Below are 23070 nucleotides of genomic sequence, written 5' to 3' on the forward strand. Positions count from 1 at the left end.
TCGGATGCGTCACTGCCCGGTACGTGGCCGGTTTCCGGTCCAGTCCATTGGGGAATTCATCCCGTGGCGTGGGGCAAAGGAGGTCTCGGGGGTGGCGTTGATGGTGGCACAGGAGGTGCCGACGTCGTCGATCATGGCCGTACCCCATGGTCCGGCGGGCGTGGGTATGGCAAGGCGGCGCATGCGCGGCGAGCTGTCGGCAAGGGGAATTCCGGACACGGTCATCGATGATGCCGCGCTGGTCCTGTCCGAGCTGCTGAGCAACGCCTGCCGGCACGCCCGCCCGCTGACCGCGAAGCATCTGCCGGACGCCGCCCGCGACGGCCACGGGCGCCCGGCCACCACGTACACGACCGCGCCCACGGGCGCCGCGTACGGGCCGTGCCACGAGGGCGCCGCGTACGCACCCGGGGACGGCCACCACGGCGGTACGCCGCCCGAGGCGGAGGCGGTGCTCGCCTCCTGGCGGGTGGACGACCGGGAGCGGCTGACGGTCGCGGTCACCGACGGCGGCGGGCCGACCCGGCCCCGCCCCTCCACCCCGTCGGTCACCGCGCGCGGTGGCCGGGGGCTCGCCATCATCCGTTCGCTCTCCCTCGACTGGGGCGTACGCCAGGTGATCGAGGGCGAGACCACGGTCTGGGCCGAGCTGTCCCTGCGGGACGCCTTCGCCGACCGCGTCGCCCGGACGCCGACGGCTCCGGCCCCCGTCCCCGCCGGGGCCCCGGGCCCGGAGGCCGCGCACCCGCCCCTGCCCGCCCCGGCGCCCCTGCCCGGCCTCCCGGAGCTGACGGACCTCTCCGGCTTCCCGGACCTCGAAGACCCGCTGCCACCGCGCTGAGACGGGCTGCCGCCGCACCCGGAGCGGCGGGCGGGGAGCCAGGCCCTCGGCGCACACCGCGGGACGGGCATGGCCCGAACACCGGGGCCTGTGAGGCCCGCGCCGCCCGCGGGCACGCCCTCCGCGAGGCCCGCACCGGCCGCCATGCCCACACCCCGCCCCGCGCCTCAGATCCGGCCACACCGCGCTCCGCCCGTACGGCGCTCCCGCGCGCACGGGACGTGGTGCACCCTCGGCCGACGCGCCCGCGCGCGTACTCCTCTAGGCTCGCGCCGACACGCGTCCACACGCACCGGATCGACCAGGAGACACCGCCGCCATGGCCAAGAAGCGCCGCCCTCAGCCCCAGGCCACCGCACGTTCCCCCCATGACGGGCCGGTGCCGGTCGTCGGTGCCCGGGAGCCCTGCCCGTGCGGTTCCGGCCGCCGCTACAAGGCATGCCACGGCCGGAGCGCGGCGCAGGCCGTCACCGAGTTGGTGCGGCGCCCGTTCGAGGGGCTGCCCGGCGAGTGCGACTGGGTCGCGCTGCGCGAGCTGGTGCCCGCCGCGACCGTCCCGCTGACGCTCAAGGACGGGCTGCCCGAGGGCGTGCCGTCGGTGACGCTGGCGACGGTGTTGCCGATGGCGTGGCCCGCGCTGCGCCGGGACGACGGTTCGGTCCTGCTCGGGCTGCAGAACGACACCTCCTCGGGCGATCTGAGCCGCGACCTCGCCGACACCCTGCGGCGGGCGCTGACCGCCGAGCCGGGCACCCCGGTGACCGCCGGGCGGCCCGAGGCCGACGGCCCGCGCCTTCAGGATCTGCTGGACACCGAGGCGCCTTTCGAGCCGGAGGTGCACACCGGGTTCGAGTTCTGGGTGGAGAACGCCGACCAGGCGTCCGGTGAGGTCGCCGCGTCCCTGGAGCGGGCGAACGCCGCCGCGCTGCCCACCGCCCGGATCGCCGGTCTGGAGGGCGCGTACTGGTGCGAGGCGCCCGGCAAGAACCACCTGCGCTGGGTCACCACGCACCCCGAGGAGCGGCTGCTGGACGCGCTCGCCCGGCTGCACGCCGCCGGGGAGTCGTCGCTCGGCGAGGACACCCGGCTGGTCGGCTCGTTCCGCGCCCACGGGCTGGTCGTCCCGGTGTGGGACCTGCCGTCGTCGATGAGCGCCGAGGACGTGACGGCACCGGCGGTCGCGTTCGGTGAGCGGCTGGCGAAGGCGCTCACCGACGAGACACCGCTGACCTCGGAGGAACGCCGGGCACGCGGCGGTCTCACCAACCGTCAGGTGACGCTCAGCTGACAGTGACCACTCCGGACGCCTCCGACGTGACTCCCGTCACAACACCCCCTACCTACGGGTAAAGAGGCGTCCGGAATACCGCGATCGAATTTGCGAACCGCCGATCTCTTGTTACGGTTCTGGGAGCCCGGTCGCTGGTGCATCCCCCGTCGCCAGCGACCGGGCGTTTCCATGTCCGCGGCCGGGTGTTCCGTCCCCCGCCGCCCCTCGCGCCCCCGACCTCCACGTTCGGCCTCCGGCGCCCCCTCATCGCCGCCCTCCTGGGCCCGCCGCGTACGGCCCGTACGGCATCCCTGCGCCCGCGTGAGCGCCTGAACGCCCGCCGGGCTCCGTGGAGTTGCCCCGCGCCGCGCACGGCTGCGTACGGGCACACGACCGGCGGGGCCGGACGGGCGTGTCGGTGACGGGCCTTCGGTCGTCAGGAGGTGACGAGGCGCCAGCCGTCATCCCGGGCCCGGGTCTTCGAGGCGCACCGCTGGGCCATCCGGGTGATTTCCCCGGCGGGTCGCCGATGCGGCCCCGGGGGCGTGCCGTCCAGGGGCATGGACGGCCACCACACCGCCGCGCGCACGGCTTCCCCCGGCCCCGTACCGCCTGGAGGCGAGGGGCGTGGCCGCCGCGCCTCAGTAGGCGAGGCGGCTGCCGTCCGGGGTGTGGGTGCTCGCGGTGACCAGGGCGTCCACGACGGTGGTGACGTCCGGGAGCCAGGGAGCCTCGGAGGTGGCGGCGGGGGCGCGCTCCCAGCGGACCGGGCCGGCGCCGGTCTGCGAGGGGGGCAGCACCAGATAGCCGCCGTCACCGTGGAACCGCAGCGAGCTGGGCACCTCGTCCCGGGAGTACAGCAGCTCCCCCAACTCCGCGAGGTCGTACGGGCTGACGAGCAGCGCGACGCGGGTGGGGGTGGCGATCACCGGGCCGAGGCGGACGCCGAAGTGGTCCAGGGCGGCCAGCGCCCGCGCGCCGGCGGTGGCCGGCAGGCTCACCGCGCACGGCGCGCGGCCACCGGTGGCGAGGATGACCGGGGCGTCGGGGCGGTTCGTCCACCACCAGCGGACCATGCGGGCGTCGGTGGTGGCCGCGAGCAGGCCGGGCTCGAAGGGGTGCGCGCCCGGTACGACGCACCCGGCGTCGGGGCAACTGCACCGGGGGGCCGCGCGGTCGCCGCGTCCGGACCGGGTGCCGGGCACCCGCTCACCGGAGCGGAGCCGTACGCCGGGCACCACCGGCCACTGCCATTCGGTGGCGCAGTGGAGCGCCGCGCCGATCAGGGCCGACTTCCCGGTGCGCCGGAACAGGTACTTGCGTCGCCTTCCGAGGATCTCGCGCATGAGCGCTCGTTCCTTTCGTTAACGCCGAGGGTTGCGTCCATCGCACTACATGCCGGTTCATCCCGCTGCGCGGCGCGTGGTGCGGGCCGGTCACCCTGCCCGGGGCCGGTCACACCACGTGGAGCTGTGGTCACCGCGTGGTCGAAGGGGCAGCGCATCACGCCGTACGCCGAGCGTGGAACGTGGCGGGAGGTGGCGCGCCGGGGCGCCTGCGGTGCGGTGGTGCGATCTCGCCACTTGTGGGTGCGTCGCGGTCGTCGTCCGTAATGACGCCCGTGCCTGCCGGTGGGTTCCGGTGCGGCCCCAACTGGCCCCGCATCTCTCGGAGTACGTACCCGCCATCGTGCATATGACGCGCTGCCGATCGCGGCCAGTCGACCTCAAATCGCCTTACTGAGGGCCCTTTTCAGGCCAAACAAGGGGACGGAAAAGCGGCGCCAAACCCTCGCCGGACAGTGCTGGACATCACATCTCCGGTGCGTGTAGATGTGGAGGCGCGGAGAGCTGAGCGGCACGATATGGGGGTTTGCGATGCTATTCCAGGCAGCGACGGAGCGGCGGAGCCGCACAGGATCGCTCAACAAAAGCCTTCATTTCCCACCGCAATCGGCGTTGAGCTGGGTAAATGATCGTGCCGTCGGACGCCGCCGCTCGTGAGCGCCTCCCACGTCCCGAAAGTGGCCGGAATCGATCCTTCTTCTTCCGGGCACACGCACACTGCCGCCGCTGCGGCGTCCGCGGCCGTCGGGCACGCCCCCGCCGCCGACGCGGCACCGCAGGCGCAGGCGCCCGGTACCACCGGCCCGGACTCCCCCGCCGAGGCCACCCCGCTCGACCGGATCGCCGTCGTCCAGGACCGGCTGGCGGGCTGGATCTCCGGGCTGACGACCCTCCACGACCTCACCGAACGGCTCGCGCGCACCCGGACCCTGGACGCGGCGCTCCATGAGGTGCTGCGGGCCGGTGCCGCTCTCGTCGGCGCGCCCCGGGGTCTGTTCGTCCTGGAACCGGCCGACGGACTCGGGCCCGCCACCACCGTCGGCCTCGGGCTCGGCCATGCCGAGCTGGGCCACCTCGAAACGGTCCCGCGCTCCGCCCTGGCCTACGGCCGCCTCCTCGACGGCCTGCCGGAGCCCTCCACCGGGCAGCGGCCCACGCGCCCGGAGCCCGGCCCGCTCGGGTCCGCCGCCGATCCGGAGTCCGAGCGCCCGGAGCCCGGCCCGCACGGGATCGCCGCCGATCCGGAGTCCGAGCGCCCGGAGCCCGGCCCGCACGGGATCGCCGCCGGGACCGCCGTCCGGCCGGACGCCACGCCCCCGGCGCACGGTGAGTCCTCGCACGCCCCCGGCGCCGGGGCCGTCCCCGGTGCCGCGCCCGACGGTCCGCACCGCGCCGGGTCCGTAACGCCCTCGCCCGTACCGCCCGCGGACACCGAGTCCGCCCTCGGGCACCCGGGGCCCCCGGTGGAGGCGGAGTCCCCCGGCGCCCCGGGGTGTCCGGGGGTCGCCGAGCCCGATGTGCTCGGGGCGCCGGGGCTCAATCCGCGGGTGCGGGAGGTCGCGACGCGGATCGGGTACGCCGCGAGTTACGCGGTGCCGTTCGACGCGGCGCCCGTCGGGCGGCTCGGTGTCGCCGTCTGGCTCTACGACGAACCGGCCGGGCCCGACGACCACCGCCGCCATCTGCTGGGGCTCTACCGCGCGTACGCCGCCGAGCATCTGGCCCGGCTGCTGGAGCTGCACCGGCAGCGGCACGCCACGGCGGCGCTCACCGCGGGGCTGTTGCCGCACCGGCTGCCCCGGGTGCCCGGTATCCGGCTGGCGGTGCGGCACAGCGCCGGGCCGCGCGGCGGCGGTGACTGGTTCGACGCGTTGCCGCTGCCGGACGGGGCCCTCGGGCTGGCCGTCGGTACGGTCTCCGGATCCGGTCCCGACGCGGTCGCCGCGATGGGGCGGCTGCGGGCGTCGCTGCGCGCGTACGCGGTGATGGAGGGCGAGGATCCGGTCGCCGTCCTCTCCGATCTGGAGCTGCTGCTGCGGCTGACCGAGCCGGACCGCTCCGCCACCGTGCTGTTCGCCTTCACCGAGGCGCCGGGCGGCGCGTCCGGTGCGGGCGGCGCGCCCTCGGGTGCGCCGGGCGGCCCGGTGGCGGCCGCTTCCGGCGGAACGTTCCCGCGCACGCTCACCGTGGCCGGGGCCGGGCACTGTCCGCCGCTGCTCACCGGGGAGCTGCGTACCGAGTTCGTGGAGACCTCGCTCTCCGCGCCGCTGACGATGCTGGCCTGCTGGGAGGCGCCGAGCGTGGAGATCGAGCCGGCACCCGGCGAGACGCTGCTGCTCTACAGCGACGGGCTGCTGCGCCGCACCGGCGACTGCGCGGACCGCGCCTTCGCCCGGCTGCGCGCGGCCGCCGCCGGGGCACCCCGGGAGGCCCGGCAGGACCCGGAGGCGCTCGTCGACCACATCCTCGGCCGCCTGCTGCCCCAAGGGCTCGACGATCCGGCCTCCCCGGAGGACGTCGTCCTGCTCGCCGCCCGCTTCGAGGCGTGAGCCGGGGGCGCGCGCCGACGGGGGCGCGCCCGGCCCCGCCCCCGTACGCCTGCCGGACCGGCGCCGCCGTCCGCGTCGGAGTCCGGCTCCGAACCCGGTCACCCGGGCTCCCGCCCGCCCTCACACCCCAAGGCCGAAGTGCCTGGGACGTCACACCTTTCGCCCTCTGGACCGTTTTCGGTTCGCACATACGATGGAGTGCGGTTCAGTCTTAACTAGGAGGCACCGTGACGGACGAGCTCACCCCGGAGACCCCGGACGAGGACGAGCAGCCGATCAAGCAGCGCAAGAACGGCCTGTACCCGGGCGTCTCGGATGAGCTCGCCGCGAACATGCAGAGCGGCTGGGCCGACACCGAGCTGCGCGACCTGAAGCCGATCGAGCAGGCGCCGAACGCCGCGCGCCGCCGCGCCGCGCTCTCCGCGCGCTTCCCCGGCGAGCGGCTGGTGATCCCGGCGGGCAACCTCAAGACCCGCTCGAACGACACCGAGTACGACTTCCGCGCGTCGACGGAGTACGTCCACCTCACCGGTGACCAGACCGAGGACAGTGTCCTGGTCCTGGAGCCCCGCGAGGGCGGTCACGACGCGACGATCCACCGGCTGCCCCGCTCCAACCGGGAGAACGGCGAGTTCTGGCTCGACGGCATGGGCGAGCTGTGGGTCGGCCGCCGGCACAGCCTGGCCGAGGCCGAGGCGCTGCTCGGCGTCCCCTGCGAGGACGTCCGCGAGCTGGCCGCCGCGCTGACCGAGGCGACCGGTCCGGTCCGCGTCGTCCGCGGCCACGACGCCGGTATCGAGGCGGCGCTGCGCGACAAGGTCACCGCCGAGCGGGACGAGGAGCTGCGCGTGTACCTCTCCGAGGCGCGTGTGGTGAAGGACGAGTTCGAGATCGGCGAGCTGCAGAAGGCCGTCGACTCGACGGTCCGCGGCTTCGAGGACGTCGTGAAGGTCCTGGACAAGGCCGAGGCGACCTCCGAGCGGTACATCGAGGGCACGTTCTTCCTGCGCGCCCGCGTCGAGGGCAACGACGTCGGCTACGGCTCGATCTGCGCCGCCGGTCCGCACGCCACCACGCTGCACTGGGTCCGTAACAACGGCCCGGTCCGCTCCGGTGACCTGCTGCTGCTCGACGCCGGTGTGGAGACGAACACCCTCTACACCGCGGACGTCACCCGCACCCTGCCGATCAACGGCCGCTACACCGACCTCCAGCGCAAGATCTACGACGCGGTGTACGAGGCGCAGGAGGCCGGTATCGCCGCGGTGAAGCCGGGGGCGAACTTCCGCGACTTCCACGACGCCTCGCAGCGCGTGCTGGCTCAGAAGCTGGTCGAGTGGGGTCTCGTCGAGGGCCCGGCCGAGCGGGTGCTGGAGCTGGGTCTGCAGCGCCGCTGGACGCTGCACGGCACCGGCCACATGCTCGGCCTGGACGTCCACGACTGCGCCGCGGCCCGCACCGAGGCGTACGTCAACGGCACGCTGGAGCCCGGCATGGTGCTGACCGTCGAGCCCGGTCTGTACTTCCAGGCGGACGATGTGACCGTCCCCGAGGAGTACCTCGGCATCGGCGTCCGGATCGAGGACGACATCCTCGTCACGGACGACGGCAACCGGAACCTCTCCGCCGCCCTGCCGCGCCGCTCCGCGGACGTCGAGGCGTGGATGGCCGGACTCCGCGGCTGACCCGCGCGTACCGCCCGCGCCACGGCCGGTGGCCCCGCACGCCGGGGCCACCGGCCATGGCATGTGGCGGGCGTTGTCCGTACGGGCGCTGTTGGGGCTGCCGCGCCCGGGCCGACCGGGTCCGCACGGGCCGCGTCCGCACGGCCCGCTTCCCTGCGTACAGCGTTCAAACGGCCGGAGTTCAGACGGACAGCGGGTACGACGTCCGGCCGGACGCCTGGTCGATCTCGTCGTGGGCCTTGGTCAGCAGTCGCATCGCCAGTTCGTTGAGGGCGCGGGCGGCGGCGACCTCCTCACCGACGCGCGGTTGGTTGGAGTCGGCCGGGTGGCGGCTGGCGTAGCCGTGCGCCCGTATCTCCTTGCCGTCCGGGAGCCGGACCAGCGCCGCGGCGCGGGTGCGGTGGGTGTCCTCCTGGAACTCCATCTCGATGTGCCAGCCGACCACGGTGTTCACCGTCATGACGTTCACCTCCGGGAGGGTCTGCCTCTCCCTCCAGGGTGCGCCCGTCCGCCGCGCACGTCAGTCCGTACGGGCCTCGGGAGCCGGGCCGGCGGTGGCGGCCGCGGCCGTCGTGCGGTAGGCGCCCGCCCGGACCGCGGCCCAGACGGCGGTGGCGGTGGACTCGGCGAGGTCCGCGTCGACGGCCTGCCGGGCGATGAGGATGCGGTAGTAGAAGGGCGCGCCGACGGCGGACATCACGGCTTCGGGGTCGGTGTCGGCGGGTACCTCACCGCGTTCGACGGCGCGCCGCACCAGTCCGCCGGAGAGCCGGAGCCGGTCGTGGAAGAAGTCCGCGAGCACGGTGTCGGCCTGGGCGTCGCGGGCGGCGGAGGAGACGACGGCTTCGATGAGGCGGCGCATGGGGGCGGCCGCGTAGAAGGCGCCGATGCGGCGGCAGAGCAGCCGCAGGTCGTCGGCGAGGCTGCCGGTGTCGGGCAGCGGGATGGCGGTGGCCGCCTCCAGCAGCAGATCGCAGACGAGTCCTTCGACGGTGCGCCAGCGGCGGTAGAGCGTCGCCAGGTGGATTCCGGAGCGCTGGGCGATGCGTTCCATGGTCAGCGCGGCGAAGCCGCCTTCGCTCAACTCGGCCTGTACGGCTTCGAGTACGGCGGCTCGGGTGCGTGCGGTCCGTCCACCGGGGCGGGCCCCTCCGTGTGGGTGGTGCGCTGGGGTCACAGCGACTCCGTATTGCAGTGTGGGTTCATGCCGCGTATCGTCCGTAACACATTAACGCGAGCGCTTTCGCGTTAACGAGGCGAGCGCCACTCTTACAGGGACGGGGACACGGCGGGGGATGTCCTCCCCTCCCTGTGAGAGGGCGCTGTCCGCCGTCGGCGTTCGGCGCTTTCCGGACACCCCGGACGCGGCGTCGCGGACATGACGACTCTCACATGGCGTGCGGCCGTCGCCGCATGGTGCAATCGAGTGAGCGGCAGGGCCACGGGCCTGGATCGATCGGGTTTTTGTCCGGTTCACGGCTCTACACCAAGCGTATACGCATTATGTATACTTGGCGTTTATAGTTGCGGTATGACCCTCCCTCTCCCCCCACTCGGCATACGTCTGCCCCGCGTCCGCCGAGCCGCCCGGCCCGTTCCGCCCGCTCCTGGCCTCCGGGCCCGTCGAGAGGCGGGGCGCTGATGGCCACGGACACCACGCACGCCGACGGCACGGCGGTCCCCACCCGCCGTGGTGGCTGGCGCTGGGACTGGCCGGTCCTCGCGGGCTGCGCCATCGCGGGCCTGAGCGTCGGGCTGGCTTCGCCGCCCGACACCTCGCAGCAGGCATGGGGCCTGTGCAGCGCCGTCGGGTACGCCGTCGCCGCGGTCATCGCCGCCTGTTCGGTGCGCCGCTGGGGCCGGTGGCCCGCGATCGTCTCCGTCGTCGGCGCGGGGCTGGTGCCGTTGATCTACCTGACGGTGATCGACAAGGAGCAGATGGAGGTCGGCGTCATCCAGCGCGGTGCGGCGCTGCTCCTGAAGTCCGGGACGCCGTACAACGCGGATCCGCACACCGTTCCGCAGTTCAACCCGTATCTGCCGGGGATGTCGCTGTTCGGGATACCCGACGCGCTGTTCGGCGACAATCCGCTGACCAGCGCGCGGCTGTGGTCGCTCATCGGTTTCCTGGCGGTGGTCCTGTGGGCGGTCCGCGTCCTGACGAAGGACCGCGGGCCGGCGCCGCTGGCGACGCCCGGCGGGGTCACCCCGAGCACCGGCGCCCTGTGGCTGATCGCCTGCCCCGTCCTCATCCTGCCGCTGACGATCGGTGGCGTGGATCCGCCGGTCATCGGCCTGATCGTGCTGGCGCTGGCCTTCCTCCAGCGGGACCGGCCGGGCGCCGCGGGTCTGGCGCTGGGTGCCGCCTCCGCGCTGAAGTGGACGGCGTGGCCGGCGATCCCGGTGGCGCTGGCGCTGCTGTGGGTGACGAAGGGGAAGGGCGCCGCGGCCAGGTGCGCGGCGGGTTCGGTGGGTCTCGCGGCGGTGTTCTCGATCCCGTCGGCGCTGATCGACTCCCACGCCTTCCTCCAGAACGCGATCCTCTACCCGCTCGGTATGGGCGAGGCGAACTCCACGGCGCAGAGCCCGCTGCTCGGCCACCTGATCGTCCTGCTGATGCCGGAGATCGGTAAGACGGTGACGGTCGCGCTGATCGGTGTCAGCGCCGTCGGTGTCGCGGTGTCGCTGCTGGTCCGCCCGCCGCGGACGGTCATCGCCGCCGCCGACCGCCTCGCGATCGGCCTGCTCCTGGCGATCGTCCTCTCGCCCGCGACCCGCCTCGGTTACGCGATCTACCCGGTCGTACTGATCTTCTGGCCCCGTTTCGCGGCGGCGCTGTCCCCGAAGGAAGCGCTCCCGACGATCCCGCGTCAGCAGACGGACGAGCCGACGCCGTCCGATGCCGGGACGGGCACCGGTACGGACGCCAGGTCCGGTAAGGGTGCGGAAGCCGCCGCGGGCTGACGCGGCACGGAGGAGAAAGGGCCGGGCCCGGGGAATCACCCCCGGGCCCGGCCCTTTCCGTCCGTCCGGCCGCCGTTCAGACCGTGAGCGTCCCGCCCTTGACCGCTGTCACGAACCGGCCCCACGCGCCCGTACCCACCACGAGGGCGGGCCCGCCCGGCACCTTGGAGTCGCGGACGGGGACGATGCCGGGGAAGTCTTCGAGGATTTCGACGCAGTCACCGCCGGCGTCGCTGTGACTGCTCTTGCGCCAGCGGGCGGTACCCGCGAAGTCCTCGGCCGCCCGGACGCGTTCGGCGCCGCCGGCCTCGCGGTGGCCGCTCTTCCGCCGGTGGCTCCCGGCGTCGTTCCTGTTGTGGAGCTGCATGTTCGTAGTCCTCTGCCGCTGCCTCGGTCATGACTGGGGGCACCCGCGGTGACGGCGCGGTGACCCTCGGCAGATCGTACGACCTGCGGTACGTGCCCACGAGGCGCGGGAAACCGGTGAGTTGACCGTGGTGGACGCCCGCGGTGCGGGGTGGTGGCGGCGGGGTCACGGGGTGGCGGTGCGTCAGGAGGCGTTGGATGTGCGGGGGTCGGGGCGGGGCGTTCCCGGGGCCGCGGGCGGGGCGGGCCGTGCGGGTTCCGGTGGGGATGTGTGGCTGTCTCGCACCTTCGCGGCACCTTTCACCAGTACGTATTCCGCGGACATGTCACTCTCGACGGCGAACGGCGCTCCCCCGCCGCTCCTTTGCCGAGCCCCACGAGGACCACGTATGCCCTTCCGCCTCCGCCGCTCCTTCGCCCTGGCCGCCGTCGTCGGCGCGACCGTGTTCGCCACCACGGCGTGCGACGCCGACGGGGGAGCCCCCGCCGCGCCGAGCGGCGCCGCCGGGTCGCCCGCCGGAACTCCCGCCGTCACGCCCGCCGTCACGCCCACCGGGTCGCCGTCCGCGTCCGGTGACGGGCGGGCGAACACCTCGCCCGGTGCGGGCGGGAGGGACGGCGCCGAGGAGGCGGTGGGCGACGCCTGCACCAGCGACAAGGTGGAGTTGGAGTTCGCGGATGCCGGGGGCACCCGCCCGGCGGTCCTCCTGAAGGCCACCAACATCTCGGACGCCGCCTGCACCGCCTACGGGATACCGGCCGTCGGCCACCCTGGCGCGCAGGCGCCCGTGGCCGCCGCGCCGCACGCCGACGCCCGCGCCGCGGTCGCCCTGGAGCCGGGCGAGACCGCGTACGCCGCGCTGCTCCTGCCCGAACGGGGCGGCCACCCGCACCACGCGACCTCGTTCACCCTCGGTCTGCGCGGTCAGGACGGCGAACCGCTCACCGCCCGGGCCACCTTGAAGGCCCCCGTCGAGGGCCTGACCGTCAACGACGCCTCCCGCGTCACCGCCTGGCAGGCGGTGCAGGAGGACGCGCTCGGCTGACCCGCACGGGCACCCTCCCCGTACGGGACGGTCGGTGCCGTACGGGGAGGGTCCCGCGAGGTCGTACGCGGGCGCCGGGTACGGGCCGGGCGGGCCGGTACGGGCCGGGCGCCGGGGTGCGGTCGCTGCCCGGGTGCCGTCCCATAGGCGCTCGGCGGGCGGGCCAAACCCGGTGCGGGGAAATTCCCCCGGACGGGGGTATCCGGGTGGTGGGTGCGGGCCGGGGCCGGGACGGTGGGCGTATCCGAGCAGAGGAGCGGTCATGGCGCACACGGCAACTCCGCAGAACGGACCGCAGCACGGCCCGCAGCACACCGATCCGGACGCCCCCCGTGCGTGGGCGGTGGGCGGCACGGTCTTCGCCGGGATCGTCCTGCTGGTCGGCGGCATTCTCGACATCCTCAAGGGCATCACCGCGCTCTCCTCCGACGCGATCTACGCCACCGTCGATCAGTACGTGTACCGGTTCGATCTGAACGCGTGGGGCTGGGTGCTGCTGGTGCTCGGCGTCGTCGCCGTCATCACCGGGCTCGGACTGCTGACGGACGCGATGTGGGCGCGGATCCTGGGCGTGATGATGGCGTCGCTCAGCCTCATCGCCAACTTCATGTGGCTGCCCTACCAGCCCCTCTGGGCGATCATCTCGATCGCCCTGGCCGCCTGGGTCATCTGGGCGCTCTGCGCCCACCGGCCCCAGCACCCGACACTCTGAGCCGGCTCCCCGACGGGTGCCCGCCACGTGTGACGCGTGGCGGGCGCCGGTGCGTACGGGGAGGTCAGGGCCGCTTCCGCCCGGTGGCGGGGGGCTCCTCGCCCGCCCCGGGCCGTTCCAGTTCCCGGAGCAGGACGCGCAGGGCGTGATCGAGGGTGGCCCGCTCGGCGGGGGCGAGACCGGCCAGGAGGCGGGACTCGTTCGCGACGTGGTCGGTGACGGCGGCGTCCACGACCTCGCGTCCGTGACCGGTGAGGGCGACGCGGAAGCTGCGCCGGTCACCGGGGTCGAGGCGGCGCTCCACCAGCCCGGCTTCCTCCAACCGGTCGAGGCGGTTGGTCATTCCGGCGCGCGAGAGCATCAGCGTCTTCGCCAGCTCGGACGGGATCAGGGTGTACGGCTCCCCGGAGCGGCGCAGCGCCGCCAGGACGTCGAACTCCCCGCGCCGCAGCCCGTGCCGGGTGAAGACGGCTTCCAGGGCGGGCGCGAGGACGAGGGTGAGGCGGCTCAGCCGCCCGAAGACCCCCAGCGCCGCCAGGTCCAGGTCCGGCCGTTCCGTGCCCCACTGGTCGACGATCTCGTCGACGGCATCCTTCTCACTCACACCCCCAGCCTATTCGACACCAGATAGTTTGACGCCTTACTGTCTCCTCTCGAACGAGGTGGCCGCACCGGCCGGCCTCACGAGATGAAGGGAAAGGGCATGTCCCTGCCTCTGCTCACCCCCGCCGACCGGGACGCGGTCCTGGTGCGCGACGCCGACGCCGAGACACTGGGCGGCGCCGGCAACACCCTGCGGCTCTTCGCCGACGCGGACACCACCGGCGGGGCGGTCAGCGCCCACCGCGTCACCCTGGCGCCCGGCGCCGACGGCGCCGCACCGCACCACCACACCGGCGCCGCCGAGCTGTTCTTCGTCCTCGGCGGACGGCTCCAGGCGCTCACCGGGGAGCGGGTGGTCACCGCCGACGAGGGGGATTTCCTCCTCGTCCCGCCGTGGATGCCGCACGCCTTCGCCGCCGAACCGGGCACGGAGGCGGACGTCCTCATCGTCCTCACCCCCGGCATCGAGCGCTTCGACTACTTCCGTCTGCTGGACCGGGTCCGCAAGGGCACCGCGGACCCGCGGGAGATCCTCGAATCGCAGGAGCGCTTCGACAACTTCTTCCTGGAGAGCCCCGCGTGGCAGCGGGCGCGGGCACCGCGCTGACCTGCACGGATCGGCCGCCCGGCGGCGCCTCACACGCTCAGTGGACCGTGGTGAGGAGCTGGTGGTAGACCACCGGCGCGACGAAGGAGAGGAGCATCGCGGTCGCGCCGACGACGACGCGGGCGACCGCGAACCGCTTGCGCATGGGCAACACCGCGGCGGTGAGCGCCAGGACGGCGACGAGGAGGAGCACGGCCCAGTAGCACCAGTAGTAGACGCCGAAGCGGTCCAACTCGGCGCGGTCGCAGGAGCCGCAGAACATCGGCGAGAAGTAGCCGAAGAGCCCGCCGAGGAACAGCATCATCACCGAGGCGGCGGTCGACACCCCCGTCCAGGCGATCGCCCACGGAGCGCGCGACTCCGGGCGCCAGGTCGGCAGCGCGGCGAGCGGGCCGCCGGCGTAGGGGCCGGTGCCGTCGTTCGCGGGGAGCCAGGTGCCGGGCGTGGCGGGGGCCGGAGCACCGGGCGGCACCCCGTCCTGACCTGCCGGAATGCCGGGGCCCGGCCGCGTCCCGTCCGCCCGGCCCGCCGCTGCCGCCCGGACCGCCGCGTCCGCCCCCGCTCCGCCCTGGATGAACCCGGGCGGCAGCGACAGGACGGGGCGGGGCGGCGGGGGCACGCGGGCGGGTCCGGTGGGCGGCTGAGCGGTCATGAGGTCATCCAACTGAGGTGCCCGGGGCGGCGCATGAGTCGCGGTACTCAGGCGGTGGGCGCCGCGCCGGGAGCGGCCGGGGCCGGTCACCGCCACCCCACCGGCCCCGTCAGCCCCACCCCTACCCGACCGGGTAGCCCTCGCGGACTACTCACGATGTCAGTAGTAACTGGCCGGTGACCGCCTTACGTTCGCTGTATGAGGTTCCCAGCGAACGGAGACACCGTGAGCACGACGACCCTGACCACCGCAGGCCCCTACGGAACCTCCGCCCCGGACCCGGCCTCCGGGGAGCAGTTGCGGCAGATCATGCGGCTGTTCCCGACCGGGGTCGCGCTGCTCGCCACCGGTGAGGGCGAGGACGCGGTCGCCATGACGCTGAACGCGCTGATGTCCGTGTCGCTCGCGCCGCCGCAGGTCGTGGTGAGCGTGCGCCGCGCGGCCCGCGCGCATCCGGTGCTGGAGGAGACCCGCGCGTTCCGCCTCTACCTGCTCGCCGGGGAACAGTCCGGCGACGCCGCGCTGTTCGCCTCGCCGGACAAGCCGACCGGTGCCGTGCTGACCCGGTACCTGGACTCGGCGGTGGCGCCGGACGCGCTGGCCGTCCTGGACTGCCGGGTGGAGACCCTGTACCCCGGCGGCGATCACACACTGCTGCTGGCCCGGGTCGCCACGGCCCGGACGCTGAACGAGGAGCGGGCGCCGCTGACGTTCCATCACGGGACGATGGCCGCCGGGGGTCACCGTGGCTGAGCGGCGGATGCGGGCGGTCCGGGGCGCCGTCCAGGTGACGGCCGACACCCGGGAGGCGGTGGGCGAGGCGACCCGGGAACTCCTGGGGCGGCTGCTGTCCGCGAACGGACTGACCACCGAGGACATCATCAGCGCGTTCTTCACCGCGACGCCCGACCTGACCAGCGAACTGCCGGTACTGGCGGCGAGCGAGGCCGGCTGGCGGCAGGTGCCGATGCTGTGCGCGGCGGAGATGGCCGTGCCCGGGACCCTGCCGCGGATCGTGCGGGTCCTCGTCCACGCCGAGCTGCCGCCGGAGCGGGACGTCCACCACGTCTACCTGCCGGGCACCACGCCCGACCGGCCCGCGCCCGCGCCGCCCGCCTGAGCGCGCCGGGCCCCGGCCCCGGCCCGCGGCGGACCCGTCCGAAAGGCCCGCCCGCGGCGGCCCGGCCGGAAGCCGCCCGGCGCCGCGCCCCCTGATCCGATCCCTGATCCGAGAAGAGGTTCTCCGTGACCGTGCTCCCCGCCGGACTGCCGGCCGATGTCGTCCACGCCCGCGGCGACGGCGGCCGGCCGCTGCCCCCGGCCCCCAACGTGAGCATGTTCCGCCCCCGCGACATCCACGGCGTCCTGCGCCCCGGTTCGGTCGACGAGGTCCGCGACGTCGTACGCGCCTTCGCGGCCGAACCGGACACCGCCGGCCGGCCCCGGCTGCACGCCGTCAGCACCGGGCGCAACTGGGGCCTGGGCTCCCGGGAGCCCGCCCGCGACGGCGCCGTCACCCTGGAGCTGAACCGGCTCGCCGAGATCCGGGAGCTGAACACCGACGAGGGCTGGGCCGTCATCGAACCGGGCGTCACCCAGCTACGCCTGGCCGAACTGCTGCGGGACACCGGCCGGATGCTCAACGTCACCGCCTCCTCCGGCCACACCAGCGTTCTGGGCAACATGCTCGACCGCGGAGTGGGCCTGCGCCGCCAGCGCACCGCCGACCTCGCCGGACTGGAGGTCGTCCTGCCGGACGGCGAGCTGATCCGCGTCGGCTGGTGGCCCGACGCGTCCGTCACCACCTGCGTCAACCCGCAGGGCCTCGGCCCGTCGCCGCTCGCCCTGTTCACCCAGTCCGACCTGGGCATCGTCACCGCCGCCGTCATCCGGCTGCTGCCGCGCCCGGAGGCCCAGCGCGTCGTGCGGCTCTCCTTCCCCCGCGAGGCGCTCGCCCCCGCCGTGGACGAACTGCGGCGCTGGAGCGCCCAGGGCCTGGTCCGCGGCGTGCTGAAGATCTACGACACGGTCTCCGCCGACTCCTACGGCGGCGTCCCGGGCTCCTACCAGGCGCACCTCTGCGTCGACGGGACCGCCCGCGCCGTCGAGGCGATGACCCGCACCATCGAGGCCGAGGCCGCCGCCTGCGGGCTGTTCACCGGATGGGTCCGCTCCGACGAGCACCCCGCCGGTGACGACGTGGTGGCCCGGGTCGTCGAGAGCGCCTACGCCGGGGACCCGTCGCACAACGAGGAGATGCTGCGCTCCGCCGTCGGGCAGGACGCCGACCGGGTCGACGCCGCGGGCGGCGGCTGGATCTTCTTCCTCCCGCTGGTGCCGTTCACCGGCGCCGCCATCACCCACGCCCGCGAACTCCTCGACCAGGTGCAGGCCGAGACGGGCACGGCCGCCGGCTGCACCGTCAACGCCCTGGACAGCGACGTCATCGACCTCGTCGTCTCGCTGCGCTTCCCGCGCACCGAGGCGGACGCCGCACGCGCCCACCGCGCGCTCGACCGCATCCACACCCTCTTCACCGAAGCGGGGTTCCTCCCGTACCGCCTGGACGCCGACCACCACGACTGGCTGGACCGGCTCTCCCCGGACGAGGGCGCCCGCGCCTTCGTCCGCCGCCTGAAGAAGAGCGTCGACCCCCACGGGGTCATCGCGCCCGGCCGGTACTCCTGACACCCCGCACTTCCCCTCGTAGCAGAAGGAAGCCCATGTCCTCCCCCACCGCAACGCCGCCCACCACCGCCGACGCCATACTCGCCGCCGCCCGCGACGCCGTCCCGCGCCTGCGGGAGCGCGCCGCCGCCATCGAGGAGCACCGCCGCCTGCCCGACGACGTCGTCGAACTGCTGCGTGCCACCGGTGTGTTCCGCGCCGCCGTGACCCGGGAGGCGGGCGGCCCCGGTCTGACGTCGATGCAGCAGGCCGAACTGGTCGAGATCCTCGCCACCGGGGACCCCTCCGCCGCGTGGTGCGCCATGATCGGCATGGACTCCGGGATCTACGCCGGTTACCTCGACGAGGCGACCGCCAAGGAGATCTATCCGCACCTCGACGTCCCCAACTCCGGCTGGATCTATCCCCAGGGCCGTGCCGAGCGGGTCGAGGGCGGCTACCGCGTCACCGGCCAGTGGCGCTTCGGCAGCGGCTCCACCCACTGCGAGGTGCTGGTCGCCGGCTGCCAGGTCTTCAAGGACGGCGTCCCCGAGCCCGACCCGTTCACCGGCGAGGAGCGCCAGTGGCGGGTGATGGTCGCCCGGCCCGAGCAGTACGAGATCACCGACACCTGGTACACCACCGGCCTCGCGGGCAGCGGCAGCGTCGACTACGCGGCCACCGACCTGTTCATCCCGGAGGAGCACTCGTTCTCCTTCCACGATCCGCGCCGTGAGGGCCCGCTCCACGCCTCCCCCGACGCGATCCTGCGCAAGATGTCCGGCGTCCCGCTGGGCATGGCCCGCGCCGCGCTCGACCACGTACGGGAGATGGCGCGCCACCGCACCGACCGGGAGACCGGCACGCCCTGGGCGGACGACGTGCGGGTGCAGTCCGCCGTGGCCCGCGCCGAGGCGGAGCTGGCCGCGGCGCGCGCCGGGGTCTACACCTCGCTGGAGCGGCAGTGGGACGCCCTGGAGCGCGGCGAGGAGCTGCGCCCGGAGGAGCGGGTGGCGACCGCGCTCGCCCGCCATCACGCCTTCCGCACCGCGCGCGGCATCATCCACACCCTGTTCGACCTGGTCGGCGGCGCTTCGGTGTACCGCCGCAAGTCGCCGATGGACCGGTGGCTGCGCGACGCCAACACCATGTGCCAGCACGCCGTCGCGCAGGACTCCATCCTCCAGCTCACCGGTCAGGTGCTGCTGGGCGGCGAGTCCCGCAGCCCGTTCTTCTGATCCGCACGCCGCCCGCGCGCCCGACGGCGCCGGCGGCCCGCGGCCCGGCTTTCGGTACCGGGCCGCCCGCAGGCGGCGGAGAAACCGCCGTCACCGCTTCACATCAACGGGGTATCCACATGTCCGCAACGATACGCATCGTCCTGTTCTCCGAGATCAACTCCAGACTCGGAGGCCCGTTCCTGAACGTGCTGGCCGCCCACCCGCAGGTGGACCTGGCCGCCGTCGTCACCTCGCCGCCCGGCCGCCAGTGCTCCTACTTCCAGGGCGAGCCGGACCCCGTCGACCTGGAGCGGCAGGCGCGGGAGGCCGGGATCCCGGTGCTGCGGCCCCGGCGGGTGTCCACGCCCGAGAGCGTGGCGGCGCTGCGGGAACTGCGCGCCGACTACTTCATCGTCGCCAACTTCCAGCAGATCTTCACGCCCGAACTCCTCGCCCTGCCCGGTGAGATCGTCGTCAACTTCCACCCCAGCCCGCTGCCGCGCTACGCCGGGCTCGCGCCGTTCTACTGGATGGTCCGCAACGGCGAACGGTTCAGCGCGGTCAGCGCCATCGAGATGGCCGAGGGCATCGACAGCGGCCCGGTGATCATGCAGCGGGAGGTGCCCGTCGACGGCACCGAGACGGCCCTGACCCTGCGCACCGCGCAGGAGGCGGCCAACGTCGAGATGTTGCGCGAACTCCTCCCGGAGCTGGCGGACCGCTCCTTCATCCGCGTCCCCCAGAACCCGGCGCTGCGCACCTACTTCAGCGCCCCGCGCGACGAGGACCACCTGATCGATTTCCGCGCCCCCGCCGCCACCGTCCAGCAGCTCGTCCGGGCCGGATACCGCCGCCCCGGCGCCCACACCTTCCGCGCGGACGGCACCCGGCTGACGATCCTCGGCGTCGCCCCGGCGGGCGGCGTCCACCTGCCGCCGCCGCCCGCGCCGGGCACCGTCCGCCGCGTCGGGGACGGTGTGTTCGTCGCGGCGGCCGACGAATGGCTGCGCGTCACGGCGATCGAACACGAAGGGGAGGAAATCCCTCCGCTCCAGGCGCCGTTGATGTTGACCGAAGGCATCCTCGGTCCACCTCAGCACCAGGCGGCACACGCCTGACCCAAATCGTCCCGGCCACCAGCGGTGGCCGGGACGCCCGCGGTCCCCCACCGCGGGCACGGCAGAAAGGAAGAAGATGAGTTTCATCCAGCGGGACGGCGGCGCGGCCGTTCCGGCCTCGCCCCCGAGCGCCTCGGGCGACGGCGGAGTCCGCCATGTCAAGGCCGGTGAGGGCCCCACCGTGTGGCTCAACGGCGACGTGTACACCGTCAAGGTCGGCTCGGAGGAGTCCCGGGGCGACCTGACCCTGCTGGAGGCGTCCGTGCCTCCCGGAGGCGGCCCGCCGCTGCACAACCACTCCCATGAGGACGAGGCGTTCTACCTCCTCGACGGTGAGCTGGAGATGCGCGCCGGTGACACCCGCTACGAGGTGCGGTCCGGCGACTTCGTCTTCGTCCCGCGCGGTACGTACCACCGGTTCCGCAACACCGGGCTGCACACCGCCCGGCTGCTCGTGATCTTCGCGCCCGGTGGTTTCGAACGCTTCTTCCTGGAGGCCGGCCGCGAGGCCCGGCCCGACGAGCCGATCCCCCCGTTCGACCCCGCGGACAACCCCGCGGCCAAGGAGATCGCGGAGCGCTACGGCTCCTTCCAGGCGGAGAACGGAGCGGTGGCATGACGACGACACAGGTGGCGGCCGCCAAGAGCCGCACCACGATGCCGCTGACCGTCTACGTCCTGGGCCTGGGCATCTTCGCGATGGTCACCAGCGAACTCCAGGTGTCCGGCCTGATGCCGGTGATGGCCCAGGGTCTGGACGTGCCGATCCCGAAGATCGGCTACCTCATCTCCTTCTACGCCTTCGCCATGGCCGTCGGCGGCCCGCTGCTCGCCATCGCCCTGCTGAAACTCCGTCACAAGACCAGCCTGATGGTCCTGTTCGTGACCTTCGTCATCGGTGAGGCGCTGGCCGCGGTCTCCCAGGGCTACGTGGTGATGGTCCTCGCCCGGATCATCACCGGCGCGGTGTCCGGCGCGTTCTTCGGCGTGGCGCTGGCCGTCTGCGTCGAGGTCGTCGACGAGAAGCTGCGCGGCCGGGCCACCTCCATCGTGCTGGGTGGCCTGATGGTCGGTACGGTCCTGGGTCTGCCGGGAGCCAACCTCATCGGCCAGCACTGGGGCTGGCGCGCCAGCTTCTGGACCGTCACGGTGCTCACCGCGGTCGTCGGGCTGATCACCGCCGCGACGGTGCCCGCGCTGGAGAAGCAGGAGGCCCGCAGTCTGCGCGAGGAGACCGCGGAGCTGAAGCGGCCCCGGCTGTGGGCGGTGTTCTCCACCAGCACCCTGGTCATCGGCGCGACGTACGCCGCGTTCAGCTACTTCACCCCGATCCTCAAGCAGGTCACCGGGTTCGGCGACGGCACCGTCCCGCTGCTGCTGATCGCCTACGGCGTGGCCACCGTCATCGGCAACAACGTCGTGGGACGGCTCGCCGACCGGTACACCCTCCCCGTGCTCACGTTCGGCCTGGTCGCGCTGACCGTGTTCCTGACGCTGTTCGGGCTCTTCGCCGACAAGCAACTCCTCGCCGTCGTCGCGCTGCTGGGCACCGGCCTGGTCGGCGTCACCATGAACCCGGCGCTGGTCACCCGCGTGATGCGCACCGCCAACGGCCGTCCGCTGGTGAACACCGTCCACACCTCCATGATCACCATGGGTGTCGTCATCGGCTCCTGGGCCGGCGGGCTGGGCATCGGCGCGGGCTACGGCCTGCGCGCCCCGCTGTGGGTCGGCGTCGGCCTGGCGGTCCTCGGCTTCCTCTCCCTCGTACCGGACCTCATCGCCGGACGGCGCGCCCGCCCCGCCGCGGAGCCGCTGCCCGACGCCGCTCCCTGACCCGCCCATGAAGCCTTAAAGCCACCAAGGAGTTACCGCATGAGTTCCCTGCGAGGGCATGTCGCTCTGGTCACCGGCGGCAGCCGGGGCATCGGCGCGGCCATCGCCCGCCGGCTCGCGGAGGACGGCGCGCACGTCGCCGTCACCTACGTCAACAACGCCGACGCGGCACAGGACGTCGTCCGCGCCGTCGGGAAGTCCGGCGGCACCGGGCTCGCCGTGCGCGCCGACTTCACGGACGCCGCCCAGGTCGGGCGGGCGGTCGACGAGGTCGCCGCGCACTTCGGGCAACTGGACGTGCTCGTCAACAACGCCGGTTTCATGGACGTGTCCGGCACCCCGGTCGCCGAGATCCCGCTGGACGTCGTCGACCGGACGCTGGACGTCAACGTCCGGGCGGCGTTCGTGGCCGCCCAGCACGCCGCCCGGCACCTGGGGCGCGGCGGCCGCGTCATCAACGTCGGAAGCTGCCTCGGCAGCCGGGTGCCCGGCCCCGGCGCCACCCTGTACGCGATGAGCAAATCGGCCCTGACCGGCCTGACCAAGGGCCTCGCCCGGGACCTGGGACCGCGGGGCATCACCGTCAACCAGGTCTCGCCGGGGCCGACCGACACCGACATGAACCCGTCGGGCGGGCCGAACGCGGACGCCCAGCGGGCGCTGACCGCGGTCGGCCGCTACGCGTCGCCCGAGGAGATCGCGGCGTGCGTCGCCTTCCTCGCCGGCCAGCCCGAGGGCTTCATCACCGGCGCGGACCTGGCGGTGGACGGCGGCACCACCGCCTGACCCGACCGGACGGCGGAGCCGCGCCGGGGTGTGCCAGGGATCTGGAACGGTCCCACGACGGCACCCCCGGCGCGGCTCCGCGCACGTCCGCCGAACGCCCCGGCCGGACGCCCCCGATCGCCGAACTCCCCTTCCCGGCAGGCATTTCGGCCCGGCCCAGGAACAGCCCGGCGGCCCGGTCCGTTGCAACCGAGCAGTACAGAAGACCTAGGATGGCCAGATGCCCAGACCACGTACGTTCGATGACGCCGAGGTCATCGAGGCCGCGATGCAGACCTTCTGGGCGCGCGGCTACGAAGGCACCTCCGCCGAGGAACTGTGCCGCCGTACGGGTCTGGGGAGAGGCAGCCTCTACAACGCGTTCGGCGCGAAGCAGTCGCTGTACGAGGAGGCCGTGCGCCGGTACGCCGACGCCACCTTCGACGATCTGCTGGCGGCCCTGGAGCGCCCCGGCCCGGTCAAGGAGCGGCTGCGCACCTTCATGTACGGCGTCATCGACGCGGACGTCGTCGACACCGACCACCGCGGCTGCCTCGTGGTGAACGCCGCCGTCGAGGTATCGGCCCGCAGCGATGTCATCCGCGATGTCATCCGCCGGCAGTCGAGCCGGATGGAGTCCACGCTCTGCGGGGTGCTGCTGATCGCCCAGCGCGCCGGGGAGATCTCCGCCGGCGCCGACCCGCTGCGCGCGACCCGCACCATCCTGGCCGTCCTCAACGGCCTGCGCGTCCTGGGCAAGATCGCCACCGACCGGGCCATGCTCACGGACGCGGTGGACGGGGTGCTGGCGACGCTCTAGGGC

At 73.8% G+C, this 23070-nt stretch carries 23 protein-coding genes; 17 read left to right on the top strand and 6 right to left on the bottom strand.

What is annotated here, in order from left to right; genetic code table 11:
• Positions 1–4 precede the first annotated feature (4 nt).
• Both ACGH2B_RS12990 and ACGH2B_RS12995 read left to right on the top strand, forming a co-directional pair.
• On the top strand, positions 5–841 hold the full coding sequence (locus ACGH2B_RS12990; RefSeq protein WP_399088203.1) for an ATP-binding protein: 837 nt from the start codon (positions 5–7) through the stop codon (positions 839–841).
• 319 nt (positions 842–1160) lie between these two features.
• Positions 1161–2129 (top strand): DUF5926 family protein, encoded by a 969-nt coding sequence (locus ACGH2B_RS12995; RefSeq protein ID WP_399088205.1) that lies wholly within the window; start codon positions 1161–1163, stop codon positions 2127–2129.
• Positions 2130–2752: 623 nt separating this feature from the next.
• Here ACGH2B_RS12995 and ACGH2B_RS13000 read toward each other — a convergent pair.
• Positions 2753–3457, bottom strand: a complete 705-nt coding sequence (locus ACGH2B_RS13000) for a bifunctional DNA primase/polymerase (protein ID WP_399088207.1) — start codon at positions 3455–3457, stop codon at positions 2753–2755.
• 653 nt (positions 3458–4110) lie between these two features.
• Between ACGH2B_RS13000 and ACGH2B_RS13005 the strand changes: the two genes are divergently transcribed.
• Together ACGH2B_RS13005 and ACGH2B_RS13010 are read left to right on the top strand one after the other, a co-directional pair.
• Positions 4111–6006, top strand: a complete 1896-nt coding sequence (locus tag ACGH2B_RS13005; protein WP_399088209.1) for a SpoIIE family protein phosphatase — start codon at positions 4111–4113, stop codon at positions 6004–6006.
• A gap of 227 nt (positions 6007–6233) precedes the next feature.
• Positions 6234–7691 (top strand): aminopeptidase P family protein, encoded by a 1458-nt coding sequence (locus ACGH2B_RS13010; RefSeq protein WP_399088211.1) that lies wholly within the window; start codon positions 6234–6236, stop codon positions 7689–7691.
• A 181-nt stretch (positions 7692–7872) separates the two neighbouring features.
• Here ACGH2B_RS13010 and ACGH2B_RS13015 read toward each other — a convergent pair whose 3' ends face one another.
• Together ACGH2B_RS13015 and ACGH2B_RS13020 are read right to left on the bottom strand one after the other, a co-directional pair.
• Positions 7873–8151 carry a DUF1876 domain-containing protein gene (locus tag ACGH2B_RS13015; protein WP_399088213.1) on the bottom strand — a complete coding sequence of 93 codons (279 nt, stop codon included), beginning with the start codon at positions 8149–8151 and terminating at the stop codon, positions 7873–7875.
• A gap of 60 nt (positions 8152–8211) precedes the next feature.
• Positions 8212–8868 (bottom strand): TetR/AcrR family transcriptional regulator, encoded by a 657-nt coding sequence (locus ACGH2B_RS13020; protein WP_399088215.1) that lies wholly within the window; start codon positions 8866–8868, stop codon positions 8212–8214.
• A 464-nt stretch (positions 8869–9332) separates the two neighbouring features.
• Here ACGH2B_RS13020 and ACGH2B_RS13025 point away from each other — a divergent pair, with 464 nt between their 5' ends.
• The gene (locus ACGH2B_RS13025) at positions 9333–10655 is read left to right on the top strand and encodes a glycosyltransferase family 87 protein (protein WP_399088217.1); all 1323 of its coding nucleotides are present in this window, start codon (positions 9333–9335) and stop codon (positions 10653–10655) included.
• Positions 10656–10731: 76 nt separating this feature from the next.
• Here the strand turns inward: ACGH2B_RS13025 and ACGH2B_RS13030 are convergent, their stop codons facing one another.
• Entirely contained in the window at positions 10732–11022 is a 291-nt protein-coding gene (locus ACGH2B_RS13030; protein ID WP_399088218.1) for a DUF397 domain-containing protein, read from the bottom strand.
• A 388-nt stretch (positions 11023–11410) separates the two neighbouring features.
• Between ACGH2B_RS13030 and ACGH2B_RS13035 the strand changes: the two genes are divergently transcribed.
• Together ACGH2B_RS13035 and ACGH2B_RS13040 are read left to right on the top strand one after the other, a co-directional pair.
• The gene (locus ACGH2B_RS13035) at positions 11411–12067 is read left to right on the top strand and encodes a DUF4232 domain-containing protein (RefSeq protein ID WP_399088220.1); all 657 of its coding nucleotides are present in this window, start codon (positions 11411–11413) and stop codon (positions 12065–12067) included.
• A gap of 262 nt (positions 12068–12329) precedes the next feature.
• The gene (locus ACGH2B_RS13040; protein WP_399088222.1) at positions 12330–12779 is read left to right on the top strand and encodes a hypothetical protein; all 450 of its coding nucleotides are present in this window, start codon (positions 12330–12332) and stop codon (positions 12777–12779) included.
• Positions 12780–12843: 64 nt separating this feature from the next.
• On the opposite strand, the gene ACGH2B_RS13045 is transcribed toward ACGH2B_RS13040, so the two are convergent.
• Entirely contained in the window at positions 12844–13383 is a 540-nt protein-coding gene (locus ACGH2B_RS13045; protein ID WP_399088224.1) for a MarR family winged helix-turn-helix transcriptional regulator, read from the bottom strand.
• Between the two features lie 99 nt (positions 13384–13482).
• Here ACGH2B_RS13045 and ACGH2B_RS13050 point away from each other — a divergent pair, with 99 nt between their 5' ends.
• A complete protein-coding gene (locus ACGH2B_RS13050) occupies positions 13483–13989 on the top strand; it encodes a cupin domain-containing protein (RefSeq protein ID WP_399088226.1) in 507 nt (168 codons plus the stop codon).
• 37 nt (positions 13990–14026) lie between these two features.
• Here the strand turns inward: ACGH2B_RS13050 and ACGH2B_RS13055 are convergent, their stop codons facing one another.
• A complete protein-coding gene (locus tag ACGH2B_RS13055) occupies positions 14027–14641 on the bottom strand; it encodes a hypothetical protein (RefSeq protein ID WP_399088228.1) in 615 nt (204 codons plus the stop codon).
• A gap of 225 nt (positions 14642–14866) precedes the next feature.
• Here ACGH2B_RS13055 and ACGH2B_RS13060 point away from each other — a divergent pair, with 225 nt between their 5' ends.
• The 9 genes from ACGH2B_RS13060 (at position 14867) to ACGH2B_RS13100 (ending at position 23067) form a co-directional block, all read left to right on the top strand.
• Positions 14867–15394 carry a flavin reductase family protein gene (locus ACGH2B_RS13060; protein ID WP_399088230.1) on the top strand — a complete coding sequence of 176 codons (528 nt, stop codon included), beginning with the start codon at positions 14867–14869 and terminating at the stop codon, positions 15392–15394.
• Complete coding sequence (gene aroH / locus ACGH2B_RS13065) at positions 15387–15761, top strand: chorismate mutase (protein ID WP_399088232.1); 375 nt, start codon at positions 15387–15389, stop codon at positions 15759–15761. The genes ACGH2B_RS13060 and aroH overlap by 8 nt, the downstream gene beginning before the upstream one ends.
• A 125-nt stretch (positions 15762–15886) precedes the next feature.
• The gene (locus ACGH2B_RS13070; RefSeq protein WP_399088234.1) at positions 15887–17329 is read left to right on the top strand and encodes an FAD-binding oxidoreductase; all 1443 of its coding nucleotides are present in this window, start codon (positions 15887–15889) and stop codon (positions 17327–17329) included.
• 35 nt (positions 17330–17364) lie between these two features.
• Positions 17365–18546 carry an acyl-CoA dehydrogenase family protein gene (locus ACGH2B_RS13075; RefSeq protein WP_399088236.1) on the top strand — a complete coding sequence of 394 codons (1182 nt, stop codon included), beginning with the start codon at positions 17365–17367 and terminating at the stop codon, positions 18544–18546.
• A gap of 119 nt (positions 18547–18665) precedes the next feature.
• Positions 18666–19646, top strand: a complete 981-nt coding sequence (locus ACGH2B_RS13080; protein WP_399088238.1) for a methionyl-tRNA formyltransferase — start codon at positions 18666–18668, stop codon at positions 19644–19646.
• Positions 19647–19722: 76 nt separating this feature from the next.
• Positions 19723–20265, top strand: a complete 543-nt coding sequence (locus ACGH2B_RS13085) for a quercetin 2,3-dioxygenase (protein ID WP_399088240.1) — start codon at positions 19723–19725, stop codon at positions 20263–20265.
• Complete coding sequence (locus tag ACGH2B_RS13090) at positions 20262–21482, top strand: MFS transporter (protein ID WP_399088242.1); 1221 nt, start codon at positions 20262–20264, stop codon at positions 21480–21482. The genes ACGH2B_RS13085 and ACGH2B_RS13090 overlap by 4 nt, the downstream gene beginning before the upstream one ends.
• Before the next feature lie 39 nt (positions 21483–21521).
• Positions 21522–22268 (top strand): SDR family oxidoreductase, encoded by a 747-nt coding sequence (locus ACGH2B_RS13095; RefSeq protein ID WP_399088244.1) that lies wholly within the window; start codon positions 21522–21524, stop codon positions 22266–22268.
• 220 nt (positions 22269–22488) lie between these two features.
• Positions 22489–23067 (top strand): TetR/AcrR family transcriptional regulator, encoded by a 579-nt coding sequence (locus tag ACGH2B_RS13100; RefSeq protein WP_399088246.1) that lies wholly within the window; start codon positions 22489–22491, stop codon positions 23065–23067.
• Positions 23068–23070: the final 3 nt, after the last annotated feature.

Origin of the sequence: Streptomyces sp. BBFR2, assembly GCF_044497305.1 — a bacterium.
Lineage (GTDB): Bacteria > Actinomycetota > Actinomycetes > Streptomycetales > Streptomycetaceae > Streptomyces.